We start from the raw sequence: 17,351 nt of genomic DNA, 5'->3' as shown, positions 1-17,351 counted from the left end.
CCGCCGGACAGTTTCGTGAACTTCCCGGTCAGCGTCCGGCGTCGAGGCGGTGCACCAGTTCGGCCACGTCGACGCTGTATTCGCACCATTCGCGGTCGGAACGGTAACCCAGCTCGGCATTGACCTTGAGCATCGCCTCGTTGGCCTGCGCGTTCCAGGTCTGCACCTCGGTCAGCTGCGGCTCCGCCGAGCGCAGCTCCATCAGCATCCGCGCCTTGATGGCCCGGTCGATGCCGTAGCCCCGGTGGTCCTGGACGACGATGGTGTCGTACTGGTCGGCGCGGGTGGGGTGCTGGGCCGGCACGACCACCTCGGTGAGCCCGGCCACCTCCCCGGTCTGCTCGTGCAGGGCGAGCACGATGTAGGGCTTCATGCCCCGCCGGTGCAGGCAGTCCAGGCTGTCCCGCAGCCGCTGCGGGTCGTAGGAGCTGGGGCGCAGCTCGCCGTCCTCGACGTCGCGCACCTCCGCCTTCGCCCGGGCGTACGCCTCGATCAGCTCGTCCGGCGGCCCGCCGGGGCAGAACTCCAGGTGGTAGCCCGCGCCGATGCCGGTGGCCATCTCGGCCAGCTCGGCCTGGTCCACCCCCGACAGGTCGAGCACGCTGCGGGTCTCGACGTATTCCCGGGAGAAGCCGAGCGACTCGTAGAACGCGACGGCCGGCGTGTCGCCGACCACCTCCACCCCGATCGACTGGAAGCCCTCCTGGTAGACCCGCCGGGCGGCGGTCAGGACGAGGGCCCGGCCGAGGCCCGTGCGCCGAACCGCGGGGTGGATCAGCACCTCCAGTACGCCGATGTCGCCGAGCAACAGCACGTGCACGTGACCCAGGATGGCTCCCGGAGCGCCGTCGGCGCCCGGCTCCGCCTGGGCGACCCAGGAGATCCGCCGCTCGCCGGGCATCACCTCAGCGAGGTATTCCCGCATGGAGTTCTCCCGCCACGGCGGATCCTGCGGCAGATCGGCCGCCAGGACCGCGTTCAGCGTGTCCAGCAGCGACGCGATCTCGGCGGACGACGCGGTCCTGGGGTCCCACTCGCGCATCATCACCCGTCTAGCTTGCCGCTAACGGCTGCTCGGGGGAAGGGTCCGGTCCTCCAATGTATGCGGGCGGTCACTTCACGTGCGGCTGGCCTGTCCGTACCGGTTGGCGGTGTCGAAGACGTCCTGGGCGTACCGCCGGACGTCGTTGTAGGACAGGATGGCGTTCCACCAGTCGGCGGGGATGGTGAGGTTCCGGCCGCCCTTGCAGAGGTAGTTGCCGGCGGCGAGGGCGGCGTCGTCCAGGTCGTGCGGGTCCTTGACGCCGTCGTTGTCGGCGTCCGCCCCGATCTCCTGCCAGGTGGTCGGGATGAACTGCATCGGGCCGATCGCGCGGTCGAGCACGGTGTCCTTGTCCAGCGTGCCGCGGTCCGTGTCGGGGATGCGCATCCGGCCGCCCTGCCCGTCCAGCGGCAGGCCGATGATCTCGGGCAGCGCCTTGCCGTCCGGCCGCAGCCGGGCGTTGTTGGCCTGGCCGTGCCCCGACTCGACGAACCCGATGGCCGCCAGCGTGGTCCAGCTCAGCCCGCAGCTGCGGTTGGTCTGGGCGAGCACCATCTCGGCGTAGCCGTACGCCTGCACGGCCACCGGCGAGATGCCGACCTTCGGCCCGACCTGCGCGGCCCAGCCGGCCAGCGCGTCCGCCGGCCGGCCGGTGATCCCGCCGACGACCGGCCCGGTCGGCACCGGGCCGAGCGGCGGCACCGTGCCGCTGGGCGACGGCAGCCCGCCGGGCAGCGGCCCCTGGGTGCCGGCGGTGGGCGGCAGGGCGGTGGCGTCGGCGGCGACCGGACGGGACGACCGGACCGCCGCGGGCACCAGCAGCGCACCCGCCGCGGCGGTCGCGGCGACCAGGGCGAGCAGGAACACTCCGGGCAGGGTGAGTCGTCCGCTGGGCCGCCGCGACCAGTTCCGGGTGGCGCGGCCGGCGGCCACCACCAGGTGGTGCGGCGGCCGGCGTACGGCGTGCGCGAACTGCACCCGGCGGCGCCGGGGCCAAGCGGCCGGCCTGGGGGGCCCGTCGGTCCTGGTCGCCGAGGGCTCGGTCTTCGCCGTGGCGGCCGGCGTGCCGGTGGCGTCGCCGCCCGCGGCCCCGGCCGCGGTCCCGCTGCTGCCCGCCGTGGCCACGCCGCCGGCCGGCTTCGTGCCGGTGGCGGGCGCGTCGGCGGGCTTCGCGTCGGTGGCGGACGGGTCGGCCGGCTTCGTTCCGGCGGTGGGCGGGTCGGTCGGCTTGGTGCCGGCGGTGGGCCGGTCGGCCGGCTTCGCGTCGTCGGCGGGCTTCGTGCCGGTGGCGGGCGGGTCGGTCGGCTTGGTGCCGGCGGCGGGCGTGTCGGCCGGCTTCGCGTCGTCGGTCGGTGCGGGCGGGGCCGCCGGCTCCTCCGAGGTGGACGCCGTGGCGGGCGGCGCCGCCGATCCGGTGTCGGGTCGGGCGGTCGTCGCCGCCGGCCCGGTGGCGTCCCCGGCCGGTGGGGCGGCCGGGGAGCCGGCATCCGTGGGGGCCGTGGATCTCAGCCAGGGCCGGCGGGGTCGGGGCAACCGCGCCGGCGGCTCGGGCGCGGCGCCGGAGCCGGCGAGCGGCCCGTCCAGCGGCGCGGCCGGTCGCAGGGGTCGAAGTGTCGCTCTGTCCTCGCCACCGTCCACCACAAGTTGAGTATCACCCATGTCCCCCCGTACGTCAGGACCGGTCGTACCCTGGGTGCCATGCCCCGGTACGAGTTCCGATGCCGCGCCTGCGGCGACACCTTCGAGGTCAACCGCCCGATGGCGGAGGCCGGCGCGCCGGCACGATGCCCTCAGGGGCACGCCGACACGGCCAAGCTCCTCTCCACCGTCGCGGTCACCGGGCGGGGCGGCGGCGGTGCTAACGGCGGCGCGCCCGCGCCCGCCGGTGGTGGCTGCTGCGGCGGTGGCTGCGGCTGCTGACCGGCGCGCTCCGTCGGCGGTGCGTTCCGTCCGCCCGCGCCGCCGCCTCGGCGGCCGGCCGCGCGGCGGAGCCGATCCTCGTGTCCGCTGAGGACGGCCGGCACCTTGGGCCCGGCACCGGCCGACCGTTCTCACGATGCGTGATGGTCCGGTATCAGGCAGCATGAGTCCGACGTCACGGGCGGAGGTTCCACGCATGTCGCCACGGATCCACCTCCCGAGCGGGTTGGTGACCTTCGTCTTCACCGACATCGAGGGCTCGACCCGGCTCGCCCAGCTGCTCGGGCCGGACTACCGGCCGGTGCTGCGGGAGCACCGCCGCCTGCTGCGCCGCACGATCGCCGCGAGCGAGGGCGCGGAGCTGCTGACCGAGGGGGACTCGTTCTTCCTCGCCTTCAGCGACGCGACCGCCGCGCTGACCGCCTGCCTGAGCGCGCAACGGGCCCTGGCCAGCCACGACTGGCCGACCGCCGACGCCGTGCCCCGGGTCCGGATGGGGCTGCACACCGGTTGGGCGGAGCCGCGCGACGGCGAGTACGCCAGCCCGGAGGTGCACCGCGCCGCCCGCGTCGCCGCCGCCGCCCACGGCGGGCAGGTGCTCTGTTCGGCGTCGACGGTGCGGCACGCGGACCCGCTCCCGCCCGGCGCGTCGCTGCTCGACCTCGGCCTGCACCGGCTGCGCGGCTTCGACGACCGGGAACGGCTCTTCCAACTGGTCGCCCCCGGCCTGGAGCGGCAGTTCCCCCGGCCGCGCACCGCCGACGCGACGGCGCACAACCTGCCCACCCAGATCACCTCGTTCGTCGGCCGGCAGGCGGAGCGCGCCGAGCTGAGGCGGCTGGTGGAGGCGCACCGGCTGGTCACGGTGATCGGCGCGGGCGGGGCGGGCAAGACCCGGCTGGCCGTGGAACTCGCCGTCGACCTGGTGGAGTCCCACCCGGACGGGGTCTGGTTCGTCGACGTCGCCGCGGTCACCGACCCGGGCCTGGTGGCGTTCGCCGTCGCCGCCGTGCTCGGCCTGCGCCCCGAGCCCGGCCGACCGATGGTCGACACCCTGGTGGAGTACGCGGCCGCGCGCCGGATGCTGGTCGTCCTGGACACCTGCGACGCCCAGCCGGCCGCCTCGGCCGACGTGATCTCCCGGCTGCTCGCGGGCGGTGTGGGCGTGCGGGTCCTGGCCACCAGCCGGGAGTCGTTCAACGTGCCGGGCGAGGTGGTCTGGCGGATTCCGCCGCTGTCGGTCGAACCCCCGTCGGACGGGGCGGAGAGCGACGCCGTCGCGTTGCTGCTGGACCGTACGGTGGCAGCCCGGGGTGGCCGGCCCCCGGACCCGGCCGAGTCGGCCGACCTTCGCCGGATCGTGCGACGGCTGGACGGGCTGCCGCTCGCCATCGAGCTGGCCGCCGCCCGGCTGCGGGTGCTCTCCGTCGGGCAGCTCGCCGAGCGCCTCGACGACGTCCTCGGCACCCTCGACGCGGGCCGGGAGCACTCCGAGCCGCCTCCCGTCTGGACGGGCGACCCGAGGGAGCGGGGCGAGCCGGCCGGGGCGGCCCCGGTGGCGTCGCCGCCCGAGCCGGAGAGCGGGGCGGGGCAGCGCTCCGCCGCCGAACGGCACCTGACCATGCAGGCGACGGTCACCTGGTCGTACCGCACGCTGGGGCCGCGCGCCGCCCGGCTGCTGCGCCGGCTGGCGGTCTTCGCCGGCCCGGTCGACCTGGCCACGGTGGAGTGGCTGCTCGGCGACGACCCGCTCGACCCGCTCTCGGTGCTGGTCGACAAGTCGATGGTGCTGGCCGAGCCGCACGCCTCGGGCAGCACCTACCGGATGCTCGACCCGATTCGGGCGTACGCGGCGCGGCGGCTGGTGGAGGCGGGCGAGGAGCGGTCGGCCCGGGACCGGCACGTGGCGTGGTCGATGCACGCGCTGGAGCGGGCCCACCTCGGCCCCGACGGCCGGCCGGTGACCCTCTCGCTCTACGCCCTCGATCCGCTCGCCGGCGAGCTGCGCGCCGCGTTGCGCTGGTGCGCCACGGGCGGCGGCGCCCGGGCCGGACTGCGGCTGGCGGGCGGCCTGGACCAGTGGTGGCGGGAGCGAGGGCTGGCCCGGGAGGGGCGGCTCTGGTTGTTCCGGCTGTACGGGCGGATCGCCGAGACGGGGGAGCGGATCCCGGAGGCCGAGCTGGCGGCGGCGTACCACATGCACTCGCTGCACGCCGGCGCGGACGGCGAGTTCGCCGAGGAGCTGCGCTACTCCCAGCGGGCGGAGGCGGCGGCCCGGCAGGCGGGCGACGCCGGCCTGCTCGCCCGGGTGCTCGCGGGGCGGGCGGCCCCGCTGGTGGACATGGGGCAGTTCGCGGAGGCCGAGCGGATCTGCCGCGAGGTGATCGACTGGGCGTCCGGCCAGGAGGTGGTCGGCGACGCGCTCTTCGCGGTGCTCAACCTGGCCGAGCTGCTCTGGCGGCGGGGTGCCCTGGACGAGGCGGCCGAGCTGCTGGGCGCGGCCCGTCCGGTGGAGGCGGCGCGCCCGGTCGAGCGGGGGCGCCGCTCGGTCGACATGCTGCTCGGCATGGTCGCCCTGGCCCGCGGCGATCTCGTCGCCGCGCACGAGCACCTCCAGGTGGCGCTGCGGTCGCGGATGAGCCACGGCTTCCACGGCCGGGCCTGCGACACGCTCAACGCGGTCGCGGTGCGCTGCGCGGACGGCGGCGACGGGTTGACGGCGGCCCGCCTGTTCGGCGCGGCGGGGGCGACCCGGGCGAGCATGCGCTGCGCCCCGGGCATCTACGGCGGGTACTGGGCCCAGCGCCAGGGGGAGCTGCGCCGAGGGCTGGGCGACGCGGCCTTCGACGGCGCGTACGGCGAGGGGGCGGAGCTGGGGCTGGAGGAGGCGGCGGCGCTGGCGCTCGGCGTCGAGCATCCGGATCTGGCGGCGGGCTCGGCGAGGTTCGGCGCCGGGCATCTGCGGGCGGCCTCCCGTCGGCCGGTCGCCCCGGACCGCAGTCACCACCACACCGGGCACGCGTGACGGCGGCGCCCGCCGGCCCGCGCCGGTCGGGGTCCGCGTCCGTCGGCGGGACGGGACACGGACCCCCGGGCGGTACGGGTCAGCGGTTCAGGGCGGCGCGGCGTTCGCCGTCGGCCTTGATCCGGGCGGCGCGGTCGATGTCGGCCTGCTGCACCGCGGCGAGCGAGCCGAAGGCCCGGACGGCCTGGTAGTACGTCCACGCGAGGCTGGTGCAGGCGGGCCGCACGGCGGTGTTGTACGTGGCGCAGACCCGCTTGAGGTCGGCGTAGAAGGCGTCGTCGATGCGAGCCTTGTTCGCCGGGAACTGACCCATCGCCTTGTAGTTGCGGTAGCCGAAGTCGTGCCGGTGGCAGGAGAGGTTGAACCTGAAGCCGAGCGGGTTGTCGGGGCTCGACGAGCAGTAGTCGGTCGACCAGTTGAAGCCGTACGCGGCCCAGGCACCCTGGTTGAGCCGGCCGGAGTTCCAGGAGTTGTAGCTGCTGGCGCTGGTCTGCGTCCAGCCGGACAGGACGGAGAGCTTCTGCGCGGGCGTGACGGCGGCGGCGGGGGAGGAGACCCCGAAGACGAAGAGCGTCGTGAGCGCGGCTGAGGCGAGCAGGGTGGTGAGACGTCTGGGCACGGTTTACCTCCGCAGGGGGGTGTGCGGGTGGGACGGGGGTTACCGGCGGGTCACCGGAGTGCCGATCAGTGTCGGCCAATGATCGTTCCGGGGGATGCGGTGCTCGCCGAGATTTGAGGACAGGCGTCGAAACAGACGAATGCCCCGGGTGCCAGGGGCACCCGGGGCATCCGGTCCTACCTCAGCGGACGAAGGCCGGCGGGCTGGCCGGGCTCTCGTTCGCCAGCCGGTCGAGCGCGGTCACGTAGTAGGTGTACCGCTTGCCGGCCTCGGCGGTGGTGTCCACCCAGGACTGCGTCCGGGTGCCGCTCGCGCGGACCGTGTCGACCAGGTGCGCCGCGTCGGCGAGGTCGCATCGGCCGGCCAGGTCGATCCCGTCGAGGCGGTAGACCGCGTACGACGTGGCGGTGCCGAGCGGGCCCACGCCGTCGGCCGGCTGGCGCCAGTTCAGGCGGATCCCGTCGGCCTCCCGGGCGGCCTTGGTGACCACCGGCATGAGCAGCGGCTTCTTCGGCAGGTGCGACATGGTCGGGATCAGTGCCGGCCGGGAGTAGTGCTCGGCGGCGTAGATGTCGGTGGCGCCGAGCCGGTTGGCCCGCACCTGCACGGCGGAGAAGTGGACGTTGCCCAGGACCTCCGGGTGCGCCCGGTTGAGCGTCAGGTGGTCGGAGAGCTCGCGCGGGTTCTGCCAGAAGGGCCCGTAGACCGGGTCGCCGCTCTTGTAGTCGGCCTGCCCGATGTAGAGCTGCACCCGGGTGCCCTTCACCACGTCCGCCCACCACGGCACCAGCCGGGCGTAGTCGGCGGCCGGGTACTGGCCGATGTACCAGTAGAGCTGCGGCACGATGTAGTCGACCCACTCCTCCTTGACCCACTTGCGGGTGTCGGCGGAGATGATGTCGTACGACTGGCTGCCGGTGGTGTCCGAGCCCAGCGGGTCGGCCGACTGGTTGCGCCAGATGCCGAACGGGCTGACGCCGAACTTGACCCACGGCTTCTCGGCCTTGATCTTGGCGTTCATCTCCTGGACCAGCAGGTTGATGTTGTCCCGCCGCCAGTCGGCCTTGTCGGTGAAGCCCCGGTTGTGCGCCGCGAAGGTGGCGTCGTCGGGCATCTGGTGGGTGCCGCTCGGGTAGGGGTAGAAGTAGTCGTCGAAGTGCACGCCGTCGATGTCGTACCGCTTGACCGCGTCCATCATCGCGGTCTGCACGAACTCGCGGACCTCCGGGATGCCGGGGTTGTAGTAGAGCCGGCTGCCGGCGACCCCGGCCGGCGGGTAGGCGAAGGTCCACTCGGGGTGCTCGCGCACCGGGTGGTTCGGCGCGAGCTGGTTGATGTCCGCGCCGGCACCGCCCGGGGCGGGCATGGAGACGCGGTACGGGTTGAACCAGGCGTGGAACTCCAGGTTCCGCTTGTGCGCCTCCTCGACCACGAACTTCAGCGGGTCCCAGCCCGGGTCCTGCCCGCGGACCCCGGTCAGGTATTCCGACCAGGGCTCGTGGGGCGAGGGCCAGAACGCGTCGGCGGTCGGCCGGATCTGGACGACGACGGCGTTGTGGTTGAGCCGCTCGGCGAGGTCGAGCAGCCCGCGGTACTCGGCCTGCTGCGTGGCGATCCGGTCCGGCGAGGTCTGGGACGCCTTGGTCGGCCAGTCGATGTTGACGACCGACGAGATCCACATGGCCCGGAACTGCCGCTTCGGCGTGGCCGGGTCGGTGACGCAGGTGGTGGTGGAGGCGGTGGTCGCCGCGTCGGGCGCCGCGCTCGCGGGGGTGGCGGCGACGAGCGCGCCGAGCAGCGCGGCGGTCAGCCCGGCCGCTCCGAGCCGAGTTGCCTTCATGCGGTGTGTCCCTTCGTTGGGGCTCCCGTGTCAGAGTTTCGTCGCGGCAGGCAGACGGCAAGATTCGCCGTCGACAATCTGCCGCTGGTAGGAAATTTTCACACCTCTCGGGGTGTGCGCAAGGGTCTGGGCGGGATCGATCCGTCCGGCTGCGCCGGCTCCCCCCTGTGGTGGAGGCCACGCAGCCCACCGTGACCGGCCGCACACCGCACGTGCTGCCCAGAATGGGTGGGACGTGGTGGTTGGGCGGGGTCCGCCCTGGGTAGCAACGCCCGGCAGCGGCCACGGGGGTGGCCCGGACGGTGGGGAGGGGTGAGCGGCGTGTCCGTGCTGCGTACCAAACCGATCAGGGACATTATCGCCCAGAGCGAGGCCGACGGCGGCGACGGCGGGCCCGGGCTGAAACGCCGCCTCGGCGCCCGCGACCTGACCGGCTTCGGCATCGGCATCGTGATCGGCACCGGCATCTTCACCCTCACCGGCATCGAGGCCCGGGACAGCGCCGGGCCCGGCGTGGTGATCTCGTTCGCCATCGCCGGCCTGGTCGCCCTGCTCGCCGCCCTCTGCTACGCCGAACTGGCGTCCAGCGTGCCGGCCGCCGGCAGCGCCTACACCTACGCGTACGCGACCATGGGCGAGATCGTCGCCTGGATCATCGGCTGGGACCTGCTGCTGGAGTTCGCGCTCGGCGCCGCGGTGGTGGCCCGGGGCTGGTCCGGCTACCTGGCCGAACTCGTCGGCCTGCCCACCGCCTGGTTCGGCGAGGAGGGCAGCGTCGTCAACGTCGGGGCGATCGGCGTCGTGCTGCTGCTCGGCGTCGTGGCGATCGTCGGCATCCGCGAGTCGGCCCGGGTGACCAACCTGCTGGTGCTGGTCAAGGTCGCCATCTGCGTCTTCATCGTGGTCGCCGGCCTGTTCTTCGTGAAGGCCGCCAACCTCACCCCGTTCGTCCCGCCGGCACAGCCCGCCGGCGGGGGCGAGGACGGCATCAAGCAGCCCGTCACCCAGGCGCTCTTCGGCCTGGAGCCCTCGGTGTTCGGCTTCGTCGGGGTGCTCAGCGCCGCAGCGGTGGTCTTCTTCGCGTACACCGGCTTCGAGGCGGTCGCCAACCTCGGCGAGGAGACGAAGCGGCCTCGCCGGGACCTCACCCTCGGCCTGCTCGGCACGCTGCTGATCTCCACCGTGCTCTACATCGGCGTCTCGCTGGTCGTGGTGGGCATGGTGCCGTACGGCGAGATCGACCGGGGCGCCCCCATCGCGGCGGCCTTCAACGCGGTCGGCGCCGAGTGGGCCGGCATCCTCGTCTCCATCGCCGCCGTGGCCGGCCTGACCAGCGTGATCCTGGTCGACCTGGTGGCCATGGGCCGGATCGGCTTCGCCATCAGCCGCGACGGGCTGATCCCGCCGTCGATCGCGAAGGTGCACCCGCGCTGGGGCACCCCGTACCGGATCTCGGCGATCATGACGGTGGCGGTCGCGCTGCTGGCCGGCTTCCTGCCGCTGTCGGCGCTGGCCGACCTGGTCAGCATCGGCGCGCTCGCCGCGTTCGTGCTGGTCTCGGTCGCGGTGCCGATCCTGCGCCGCAAGCGCCCGGACCTGGACCGCCCGTTCCGGGTGCCCTTCTCGCCGGTCCTGCCGATCGTGTCGGCGCTGGCCTGCTTCTACCTGATGCTGAACCTGTCGGTGGAGACCTGGCTGCGGTTCGCCGCGTGGATGCTGCTCGGCGTGCTGGTCTACTTCGGCTACGGCTACCGCCGCAACCGTCTCGCCCAGCGTCCCTCGACCCCGGATTCCAGGAAACCGGCCTCCGTCTGATCCCGGGCGGGGTTCCGGCTCGTCTCGGGTGGGCTCCCCGGAAACCCTCCGGGGCCGCCCGCCGCGGTGCGGTCACGCTTCCCCCGGTGTACGCCGACAGCGCGGCACCCGATCCTGTCGGGTGCCGCGCTGTCGGTGTCCGCGGGTCGTGCGTGCGCTCTTGCGGGCCGGCCGCCTTCAGGGTCCCCGGTCAGGGCCGCTGCTGCGGCTCGGCCGTGGGGCCCTTGACCACGGGTCTGCCGTCGGTCCAGACGACCTCGTCGAGCCAGACCTGGCGCCCCGGGTCGACGCTGCCCTCCTGGCCGGGCGGCCAGGCGTGGTAGAGCAGCCAGGTGCGCCCGTCCTTGACCACCATCGAGGCGTGGCCGGGGCCCGAGGCGGCCTCGTTGGACTTCAGGATCGGGTTCTCCGGGGCCTTCACGCACGGCCCGCTCGGCGACTCGCAGACCGCGTAGCCCTGGGCGTACTCGGCCCGGTCGTAGGCGTTGGCGGCGAAGAAGAGGAAGAGCCTGCCGTCCTGCCGGTGGAAGAACGGGCCCTCGATGAGGGTGCCCTCCCACGGCTCGGTCTGCCTCAGCAGCTTCGTCGGCTCGCCGACCAGGCGCAGCCCGTCGTCGGAGAGGCGCTGCGACCAGAGCCAGGTGTCCACCCCGATGGCGTTGCCGTCGTTCTTCCAGAGCAGCCAGAGGCTGCCGTCGGTGTCCCGGAACGGGCTGGCGTCGATGGCCCCGCCCAGCTCCGCCTGGCAGATCAGCGGGGCGGTCGAGTCGTCCCGGTACGGCCCCTGCGGGGCGCTCGCCACGGCCCGGCCGACGCACTGCCGGCCCGACTCGCGCCCGGCGACCGTGTAGTAGAGCAGGAACCGGTCCGGGGCCAGCTCGATCACCTCGGGCGCCCAGTTCTTCCCGGCGTCCGCCCACGCCGGCAGCTGCGGCAGCGCGTCACCGGCGGGCGTCCAGTCGACCAGGTCGGTGGAGGTGAGCACCGGTACGTTCCGGCCGCCGGCGTTGGTGTGGAACAGGTACCAGGTGTCGCCCACCCGGATGGCCTGCGGGTCCGGGGCGTCGGTGCGTACGACCGGGTTGGTGAACATCCGCGCGTCGTCTCCTGTCTTCGAGGGTTCGGTTGCGCCACCACAGCCGGCGAGGAGCAGCGCGACGGCGAGCGCCGCCGCGCCGCGTCGCCGGGTCGGCCCCGCCCTCATCCCTTCAGGCCGCTGCGGGAGACGCCCTGGATGATGTGCCGCTGGGCGAGGACGAAGAGGATCAGCACCGGCACGCTGGCCAGCACCGCCCCCGCCATGATCACCGGATAGTCGGTGACGTACGAGCCCTGGAGCAGGCCCAGGCCCGGCGGCAGGGTGAGCGTCTCCGGGCTGAACAGCACGAAGATCGGCCAGAGGAAGTCGTTCCAGTTGGTCAGGAACGACAGGACCGCGAGGGTGGCCAACGCCGGCTTCGACAGCGGCAGCACCACCTTCCAGAAGATCTGCCACTGGTTGGCCCCGTCGAGCACCGCGGCCTCCTCCAGCTCCCGGGGCAGCGAGAGGAAGAACTGCCGCAGGAAGAACACCCCGAACGCGCTCGCCGCCCCGGGGACGATCACCACGGTCAGCGTGTCGATCCAGTTCAGCTCGTCCACGATGAGGAAGTTCGGGATGATCAGCGAGGTCGGCGGGATGAACAGCGTCCCGACGATGAGCGCGAAGATCACCTTGCGGCCGCGGAACCGCATCCGGGCCAGGGCGTACGCGGCCGTCGAGGCGGTCGCCAGCACCAGCAGCGCGTGCGCCGTGGCGGAGAGCATGCTGTTGGCGAACCAGCGCAGCACGGGGTTGGCGGAGTTGTTCAGGACCTGCTCGTAGCCGTATCCGGAGATGGGGTCCGGCAGCCAGGTCGGCGGGATCTGCTGGGCCCCGGTGTAGGTCTTCAGCGACGTGATGACCATCCACGCCAGCGGCAGCAGGAAGACCAGGGTGAGGGCGACCAGGGCGGCGTAGAGCGCGCTGCGGCGCAGCGCCGTCCCCGGGGCGCGGGTGGTGCGCGTGGGCGTCGTCATGGTGGTCCCCTCAGTCTTCCCGGTAGCGGAAGAGGCGGAAGTTGGCGATGCTCACCACCGCCAGCATCAGGGCGAACACGATGCTCATCGCGGCGGCGCGACCGGCGTCGTTGTCCCGCAGCCCCTCCTCGACAATGAACCAGACCACCGTGCGGGTCTCCGTGCCCGGCGCGCCCTGGGTGATCAGGAACGACTGGCCGAACACGTTCGCCGAGGCGAGCACGGTCGTGGTGATCACGAAGAGCAGCACCGGACGCAGCCCGGGCAGCGTCACGTGCCGGAACCGGTCCCAGGCCGTAGCGCCGTCCATCCGCGCGGCCTCGTACAGCTCCGCCGGGATGTCCTGGAGCCCGGCCAGGTAGATCACCGCGTTGAAGCCGGAGGTCCACCAGACGGTCACCCCGACCAGCGAGACCCAGGCCCACGGCACGTCCGTCACCCAGGGCGTGTCGGCCGGCAGCCCGACGGCTCCGGCCAGCCGGTTGACCAGTCCCAGGTTGGCGTCGAGCAGGAACCGCCAGAGCAGGCCGATCACCGCCACGCCCAGCACGTACGGCGCGAAGTAGACCGCCCGGAAGAAGGTGCGGCCCGGGAACGAGCCGTTCAGCAGCAGCGCCAGCCCGAGCGGGACGACCACCAGCAGCGGCACCGAGAAGACGGTGAAGATGGCGGTGGCCCGGATGCTCTGCCACCAGTCGCCGTAGACGGCCGAGTCGCTGGAGAAGAGCTCCCGGTAGTTGTCCAGCCCGACGAAGGGCCGGTTGGGCAGCTGGAAGTCCCACTGGTGCACACTCAGCCAGACGCCGAGCAGGATCGGCAGCAGCCCGAAGAGCCCGAACAGGAGCAGGTACGGGGCGAGGAAGAGGTAGGGCGTCGCGCGCCCGCTCCGCCCCGCCGCCCCGCCCCGCCGGGCGGTGCCCGCCGCGGGGGGCGGCGCGCCGTCACGCGCCGCCCCGACCTCGATCACGTCCGCCACGGGAACTCAGTTCCCGTACTTCTTGCGGTTGTCCTCGAGCTGCTTGTTGGCCTTGGCCACCCCGTCGTCCAGCGCCTGCTTGGGGGTTTTCTTGCCCAGCGCCGCCTCGTTGAACGAGTTGTAGAAGGTGGTCATGACCTCGCCGAGGCCCGGGGCCGCCGGCGGGAAGGCGGCGTACTCCAGCTCGGGGGCGAGCGCGTTGACCTCGGTCAGCGCCTTGAAGCCGGCGTCCTCCCGGACCGCCTTGCGGGCCGGCACCTGGCCGCCCTTGGCCCAGTCCAGGGAGTGCTGGCTGAGCCAGTTGATGAAGACCTTCGCCGCGGAGACCTTGTTGGCGTCGTTGGCGCGCTGCTTGACGATCGTGAAGTTGTGCGAGTTGGCCCAGGCGGCCGGCTTGCTGCCGATCTGCGGCAGCGGCGCCACGCCCCACTGGACGTCCGCGCTCTTCTTCAGGTCGTTGATCTGCCAGATGCCGTTCCAGTTGAAGGCGTTCTTGCCGCTCTTGAAGGCCAGGTAGTCGGCGTCCTGCCCGACGTTGGCGGGGGAGTGGCCCTGCTTGATCAGGTCGGTGAGCCAGGTGCAGGCCTCGACCGCCTGGTCGGAGTTGAAGGTGGCCTTGGCGGCCTCGGCGTCGAAGACGCTGCCGCCCCACTGGTGCAGCAGCGAGTAGAAGGTCATGCCGCCGGTGAACTGGAACGGGCTGATCCAGAAGCCCTGCACACCGGACTTCTTCAGCTCCGTCAGCGCGGCGGTGTAGTCGTCCTTCGTCGTCGGGGGCTTGTTCGGGTCCAGCCCGGCCTTCTGCATGACCCCCTTGTTGTAGTAGAAGCCGAGCGGGTGCATGTCCAGCGGGATGCCGTAGCGCTTGGAGTTGTAGAGCCCGCCCTTCCAGACGGTGGGGGCGAAGTCGCCCTCGCTCAGCTCCAGCGTCTTGGCCACGTCGTCCAGCTCGGTGATCACGCCACGGGCGGCGAAGGTGGCGAGCTGGTCCATGTGCATGACCGCGATGTCCGGGCCGTTGCCGCTGGAGGCCGCGCCGGGGAGCTTGTTGTAGTAGTCCTCCCACTGGTAGGTCGCGATCGTGACGGCGATGTTCTGGTGCTCGGTGTTGAACTGGTTCACCAGCGCCTTGAAGATGTCGCCGTCGCCGCCGGTGAAGCCGTTCCAGAGCTTCAGGTCCACCTTCGGGCCGGTGTAGTCCTTGCCGCCGTTGCCGGCGGCCGGGCCCGCGTCGTCGTCACCGCCGCCGCAGCCGGCCAGCGTCAGCGAGGCCGCCGCGCCGAGGCCGAGGCCCATGCCGAGCAGGCGCCGTCGGCTCATCTCGTTCTGGATCATGTTCGTTCACTCCTTGGGGGACGGGATCAATTGTGCTGCTCAGGGGCGGTACGACGGTCAGCGACCGGTGGGGGTGAAGCGCAGCACGTTCCAGGAGACGGCGGGCAGGCGCACGGAGCACCGGCCGCCGTCGGTGGTGGGGTCGGTCAGCTGCCGGGGCGTCACGCGGTCGGGCTCCGCCTCGGTGTTCGTCGCCGTCGGGTCGTCCCCCGCGGCGAGGCTCAGGTGCGATCGACCGGACAGCCCGGGCAGGCCGCGCAGATCCAGCTCCACCGCCAGGTCGTCCGAGCCCCGGTTGACGGCGAACACGGTCAGCTCGCCCGTCTCCTCGTCGTGCACGGCCACGGTGTCGAGCACCGGGACCTCGCCGTACCTCTTGGTCTCGTAGGTCGGACAGACCGGCTCGGTGCGCAGCACCGTGCCGCGGGCGTGCCGGGCGGTCAGCGCGAACGGGTGGAAGATGCTCTGCCGCCACGCCGGCCCGCCGGTGCGGGTGCGGATCGGGGCGATGACGTTGGCGAGCTGGGCCTGGCAGGCGACCCCGACCCGGTCGGCGTGCCGGAGCAGGGTGATCAGCAGGTCGCCGACCACCACCGCGTCGACGGCGGTGAAGTCGTCCTCGATCAGCGCCGGTGCCTCGACCCAGCCGCGCCGGTCCAGGTCGGCCTGGAGGCGGGACTGGTACCAGACGTTCCACTCGTCGAAGGAGATCTTGAGCTTCCGCCTGTGCCGCTGCTTGGCGGCCACGTGGTCGGCGGTGGCGACGACCTCGCGGATGAAGTTGTCCATGTCGACGGCGGAGGCCAGGATGCTGGCCCGGTCGCCGTCGGACGGGTCGTAGTAGGTGTGCGCGGAGATGTAGTCGACGTGCTCGTAGGTGTGCTCCAGCACGGTCGCCTCCCAGGAGGCGAAGGTGGACATCGTCCGGTTGGAGCTGCCGCAGGCGACCAGGCTGATCGACGGGTCGATCATCTTCATGGCCCGGGCGGTCTCGGCGGCCAGCCGGCCATACTCGTCGGCGGTCTTGTGGCCGACCTGCCACGGGCCGTCCAGCTCGTTGCCCAGGCACCAGAGCCGCACCCCGTACGGCTGCTCGGCGCCGTGCTTGCGGCGCAGGTCGGACAGCTGGGTCCCGCCCGGGTGGTTCGTGTACTCCAGCAGGTCGCAGGCCTCCTGCACGCCCCGGGTACCGAGGTTGACGGCCATCATCGGCTCGACGCCCGCCTGGGCGGCCCAGGTCATGAACTCGTCGAGCCCGAAGGCGTTGGTCTCGATGGTCTTCCAGGCCAGGTCGAGCCGGCGGGGGCGGTCACCGACCGGGCCGACGCCGTCCTCCCAGCGGTAGCCGGAGACGAAGTTGCCGCCGGGGTAGCGGACCACGGAGACGCCCAGCTCGCGGGTCAGCTCCAGCACGTCGCCGCGCAGCCCGAGCGGGTCGGCGCTGGGGTGCCCGGGCTCGTAGACCCCGCCGTAGACGCAGCGGCCCATGTGCTCGACGAACGAGCCGAAGAGTCGCCGGTCGGCCGGTCCGATCGCGAAGGCCGGGTCGATGGTGAGCTGCGCGGTCCGCAAGGGGGGTGCCACCTTTCCTCATTGCCGGTGCCGGGTGACCGTGGTCACCCGGTGCCCCTGGTTTGTACAACGTTGTAAGCAACGTTGTAAAGCCCACCCGACCCGGTAAAGTCCCCACTCATGGCGGATGGTCGCGGGGTGCGGCACAGGCTCAAGGACGTGGCGGAGCGGGCCGGTGTGTCGGTGAAGACCGTCTCCAACGTGGTCAACGGCTACGTGCACGTCCGACCCGACACCCGGGCCCGGGTCGAGGAGGCCATCGCCGAGCTGAACTACCGCCCCAACCTCTCGGCGCGGAACCTGCGCAAGGGGCGCACCGGCGTGATCGCCTTCGCGGTGCCCGAGCTGGACATCCCCTACTTCGCCGAGCTGGCCCGGCACGTCGTCACGGCGGCGGCCGACCTAGGCTGGACGGTGCTCATCGACCAGACCGGCGGCGGCCGCGAGCAGGAACGGGTGGTCGCCTCGGGCATCACCGAGCACCTGATCGACGGGCTGATCTTCAGCCCGCTGGCGCTCACCGCCGAGGATCTCACGGGCCTGCACGGCACCCCGATGGTGCTGCTCGGCGAGCGGGTCGACCACGGCCCCGCCGACCACGTCGGGATCGACAACGTGGGCGCCGCCCGGGAGATCACCGCCCACCTCGCCGGGCTCGGCCGCCGCCGGATCGCCGCCATCGGCTCGCAGCGCACCCCCGAGGGGGCCAGCGCCCGGCTCCGGCTCGCCGGCTACGCCGCCGCGCTGGCCGGGCTCGGCCTTCCGTACGACGAGCGGCTGGTGGCGCCCGCGACGGCCTGGCACCGCGCGGACGGCGCCGCCGCGATGCGGGCCCTGCTCACCTCCGGCGTACGCCCCGACGCCGTCTTCTGCTTCAACGACACCCTCGCCCTCGGCGCCCTGCGCGCCCTGCACGAGGCGGGGCTGCGGGTCCCGGAGGACGTGGCGGTGGCCGGCTTCGACGACATCGAGGACGGCCGCTTCTCCGTGCCCACCCTCAGCACCGTCGCGCCCGACAAGGAGCGCATCGCCCGGCTGGCGGTGGAGCTGCTGGCCGGCCGCATCGACGGGGACCGGGCGGCGCCGCCCCGGGAGCTCTCCGCGCCCTGGCGCCTCGCCCCCCGCGAGAGCACCCTCGGCCGCTGAGCC

General features: G+C 73.0%; 13 protein-coding genes. 4 read left to right on the top strand and 9 right to left on the bottom strand.

Annotation, left to right across the window (positions count from 1 at the left end; all coding sequences use genetic code 11):
- Positions 1 to 28: 28 nt before the first annotated feature.
- Together V6V16_RS12540 and V6V16_RS12535 are read right to left on the bottom strand one after the other, a co-directional pair.
- Positions 29 to 1,045: a GNAT family N-acetyltransferase gene (locus V6V16_RS12540; RefSeq protein WP_334562191.1), complete on the bottom strand. Its 1,017-nt coding sequence runs from the start codon at positions 1,043 to 1,045 to the stop codon at positions 29 to 31.
- 72 nt (positions 1,046 to 1,117) lie between these two features.
- Positions 1,118 to 2,683, bottom strand: coding sequence for a lytic murein transglycosylase (locus V6V16_RS12535; RefSeq protein WP_442934072.1), 1,566 nt, complete (start codon positions 2,681 to 2,683; stop codon positions 1,118 to 1,120).
- 57 nt (positions 2,684 to 2,740) lie between these two features.
- Between V6V16_RS12535 and V6V16_RS12530 the strand changes: the two genes are divergently transcribed.
- Together V6V16_RS12530 and V6V16_RS12525 are read left to right on the top strand one after the other, a co-directional pair.
- Positions 2,741 to 2,962 (top strand): FmdB family zinc ribbon protein, encoded by a 222-nt coding sequence (locus V6V16_RS12530; RefSeq protein ID WP_334562163.1) that lies wholly within the window; start codon positions 2,741 to 2,743, stop codon positions 2,960 to 2,962.
- A gap of 196 nt (positions 2,963 to 3,158) precedes the next feature.
- Complete coding sequence (locus V6V16_RS12525; RefSeq protein WP_334562162.1) at positions 3,159 to 5,987, top strand: ATP-binding protein; 2,829 nt, start codon at positions 3,159 to 3,161, stop codon at positions 5,985 to 5,987.
- Between the two features lie 79 nt (positions 5,988 to 6,066).
- On the opposite strand, the gene V6V16_RS12520 is transcribed toward V6V16_RS12525, so the two are convergent.
- Positions 6,067 to 6,606, bottom strand: a complete 540-nt coding sequence (locus V6V16_RS12520) for a phospholipase (RefSeq protein ID WP_334562161.1) — start codon at positions 6,604 to 6,606, stop codon at positions 6,067 to 6,069.
- A gap of 181 nt (positions 6,607 to 6,787) precedes the next feature.
- Positions 6,788 to 8,446 carry a glycoside hydrolase family 10 protein gene (locus tag V6V16_RS12515; protein ID WP_334562160.1) on the bottom strand — a complete coding sequence of 553 codons (1,659 nt, stop codon included), beginning with the start codon at positions 8,444 to 8,446 and terminating at the stop codon, positions 6,788 to 6,790.
- A gap of 312 nt (positions 8,447 to 8,758) precedes the next feature.
- Here V6V16_RS12515 and V6V16_RS12510 point away from each other — a divergent pair, with 312 nt between their 5' ends.
- On the top strand, positions 8,759 to 10,261 hold the full coding sequence (locus V6V16_RS12510) for an amino acid permease (RefSeq protein ID WP_442934071.1): 1,503 nt from the start codon (positions 8,759 to 8,761) through the stop codon (positions 10,259 to 10,261).
- Between the two features lie 190 nt (positions 10,262 to 10,451).
- Here the strand turns inward: V6V16_RS12510 and V6V16_RS12505 are convergent, their stop codons facing one another.
- From V6V16_RS12505 to arfA, 5 genes are read right to left on the bottom strand one after another with little or no spacing between them, the layout of a single operon-like run.
- Positions 10,452 to 11,465, bottom strand: coding sequence for a glycoside hydrolase family 43 protein (locus V6V16_RS12505; protein ID WP_334562159.1), 1,014 nt, complete (start codon positions 11,463 to 11,465; stop codon positions 10,452 to 10,454).
- Positions 11,462 to 12,319 carry a carbohydrate ABC transporter permease gene (locus V6V16_RS12500; RefSeq protein ID WP_334562158.1) on the bottom strand — a complete coding sequence of 286 codons (858 nt, stop codon included), beginning with the start codon at positions 12,317 to 12,319 and terminating at the stop codon, positions 11,462 to 11,464. The genes V6V16_RS12505 and V6V16_RS12500 overlap by 4 nt, the downstream gene beginning before the upstream one ends.
- 10 nt (positions 12,320 to 12,329) lie before the next feature.
- On the bottom strand, positions 12,330 to 13,295 hold the full coding sequence (locus tag V6V16_RS12495) for a carbohydrate ABC transporter permease (protein WP_334562157.1): 966 nt from the start codon (positions 13,293 to 13,295) through the stop codon (positions 12,330 to 12,332).
- Positions 13,296 to 13,301: 6 nt separating this feature from the next.
- A complete protein-coding gene (locus V6V16_RS12490) occupies positions 13,302 to 14,630 on the bottom strand; it encodes an ABC transporter substrate-binding protein (RefSeq protein ID WP_334562156.1) in 1,329 nt (442 codons plus the stop codon).
- A 57-nt stretch (positions 14,631 to 14,687) separates the two neighbouring features.
- Positions 14,688 to 16,202 (bottom strand): arabinosylfuranosidase ArfA, encoded by a 1,515-nt coding sequence (gene arfA, locus V6V16_RS12485; RefSeq protein ID WP_334562188.1) that lies wholly within the window; start codon positions 16,200 to 16,202, stop codon positions 14,688 to 14,690.
- 138 nt (positions 16,203 to 16,340) lie between these two features.
- On the opposite strand from arfA, the gene V6V16_RS12480 reads away from it, so the two are divergent.
- Entirely contained in the window at positions 16,341 to 17,348 is a 1,008-nt protein-coding gene (locus V6V16_RS12480; protein ID WP_334562186.1) for a LacI family DNA-binding transcriptional regulator, read from the top strand.
- Positions 17,349 to 17,351: the final 3 nt, after the last annotated feature.

The organism is Micromonospora sp. CPCC 205561, assembly GCF_036906775.1.
Lineage (GTDB): Bacteria > Actinomycetota > Actinomycetes > Mycobacteriales > Micromonosporaceae > Micromonospora.
The sequence above is the reverse complement of the archived record's forward strand: the minus strand, read 5'-3'. Positions and strand labels throughout refer to the sequence as shown.

Coding starts and splice junctions, on each gene's coding strand:
- V6V16_RS12540 (WP_334562191.1), bottom strand. CDS start 1,045: ATGATGCGCGAGTGGGACCCCAGGACCGCGTCGTCCGCCGAGATCGCG.
- V6V16_RS12530 (WP_334562163.1), top strand. CDS start 2,741: ATGCCCCGGTACGAGTTCCGATGCCGCGCCTGCGGCGACACCTTCGAG.
- V6V16_RS12525 (WP_334562162.1), top strand. CDS start 3,159: ATGTCGCCACGGATCCACCTCCCGAGCGGGTTGGTGACCTTCGTCTTC.
- V6V16_RS12515 (WP_334562160.1), bottom strand. CDS start 8,446: ATGAAGGCAACTCGGCTCGGAGCGGCCGGGCTGACCGCCGCGCTGCTC.
- V6V16_RS12505 (WP_334562159.1), bottom strand. CDS start 11,465: ATGAGGGCGGGGCCGACCCGGCGACGCGGCGCGGCGGCGCTCGCCGTC.
- V6V16_RS12500 (WP_334562158.1), bottom strand. CDS start 12,319: ATGACGACGCCCACGCGCACCACCCGCGCCCCGGGGACGGCGCTGCGC.
- V6V16_RS12490 (WP_334562156.1), bottom strand. CDS start 14,630: ATGATCCAGAACGAGATGAGCCGACGGCGCCTGCTCGGCATGGGCCTC.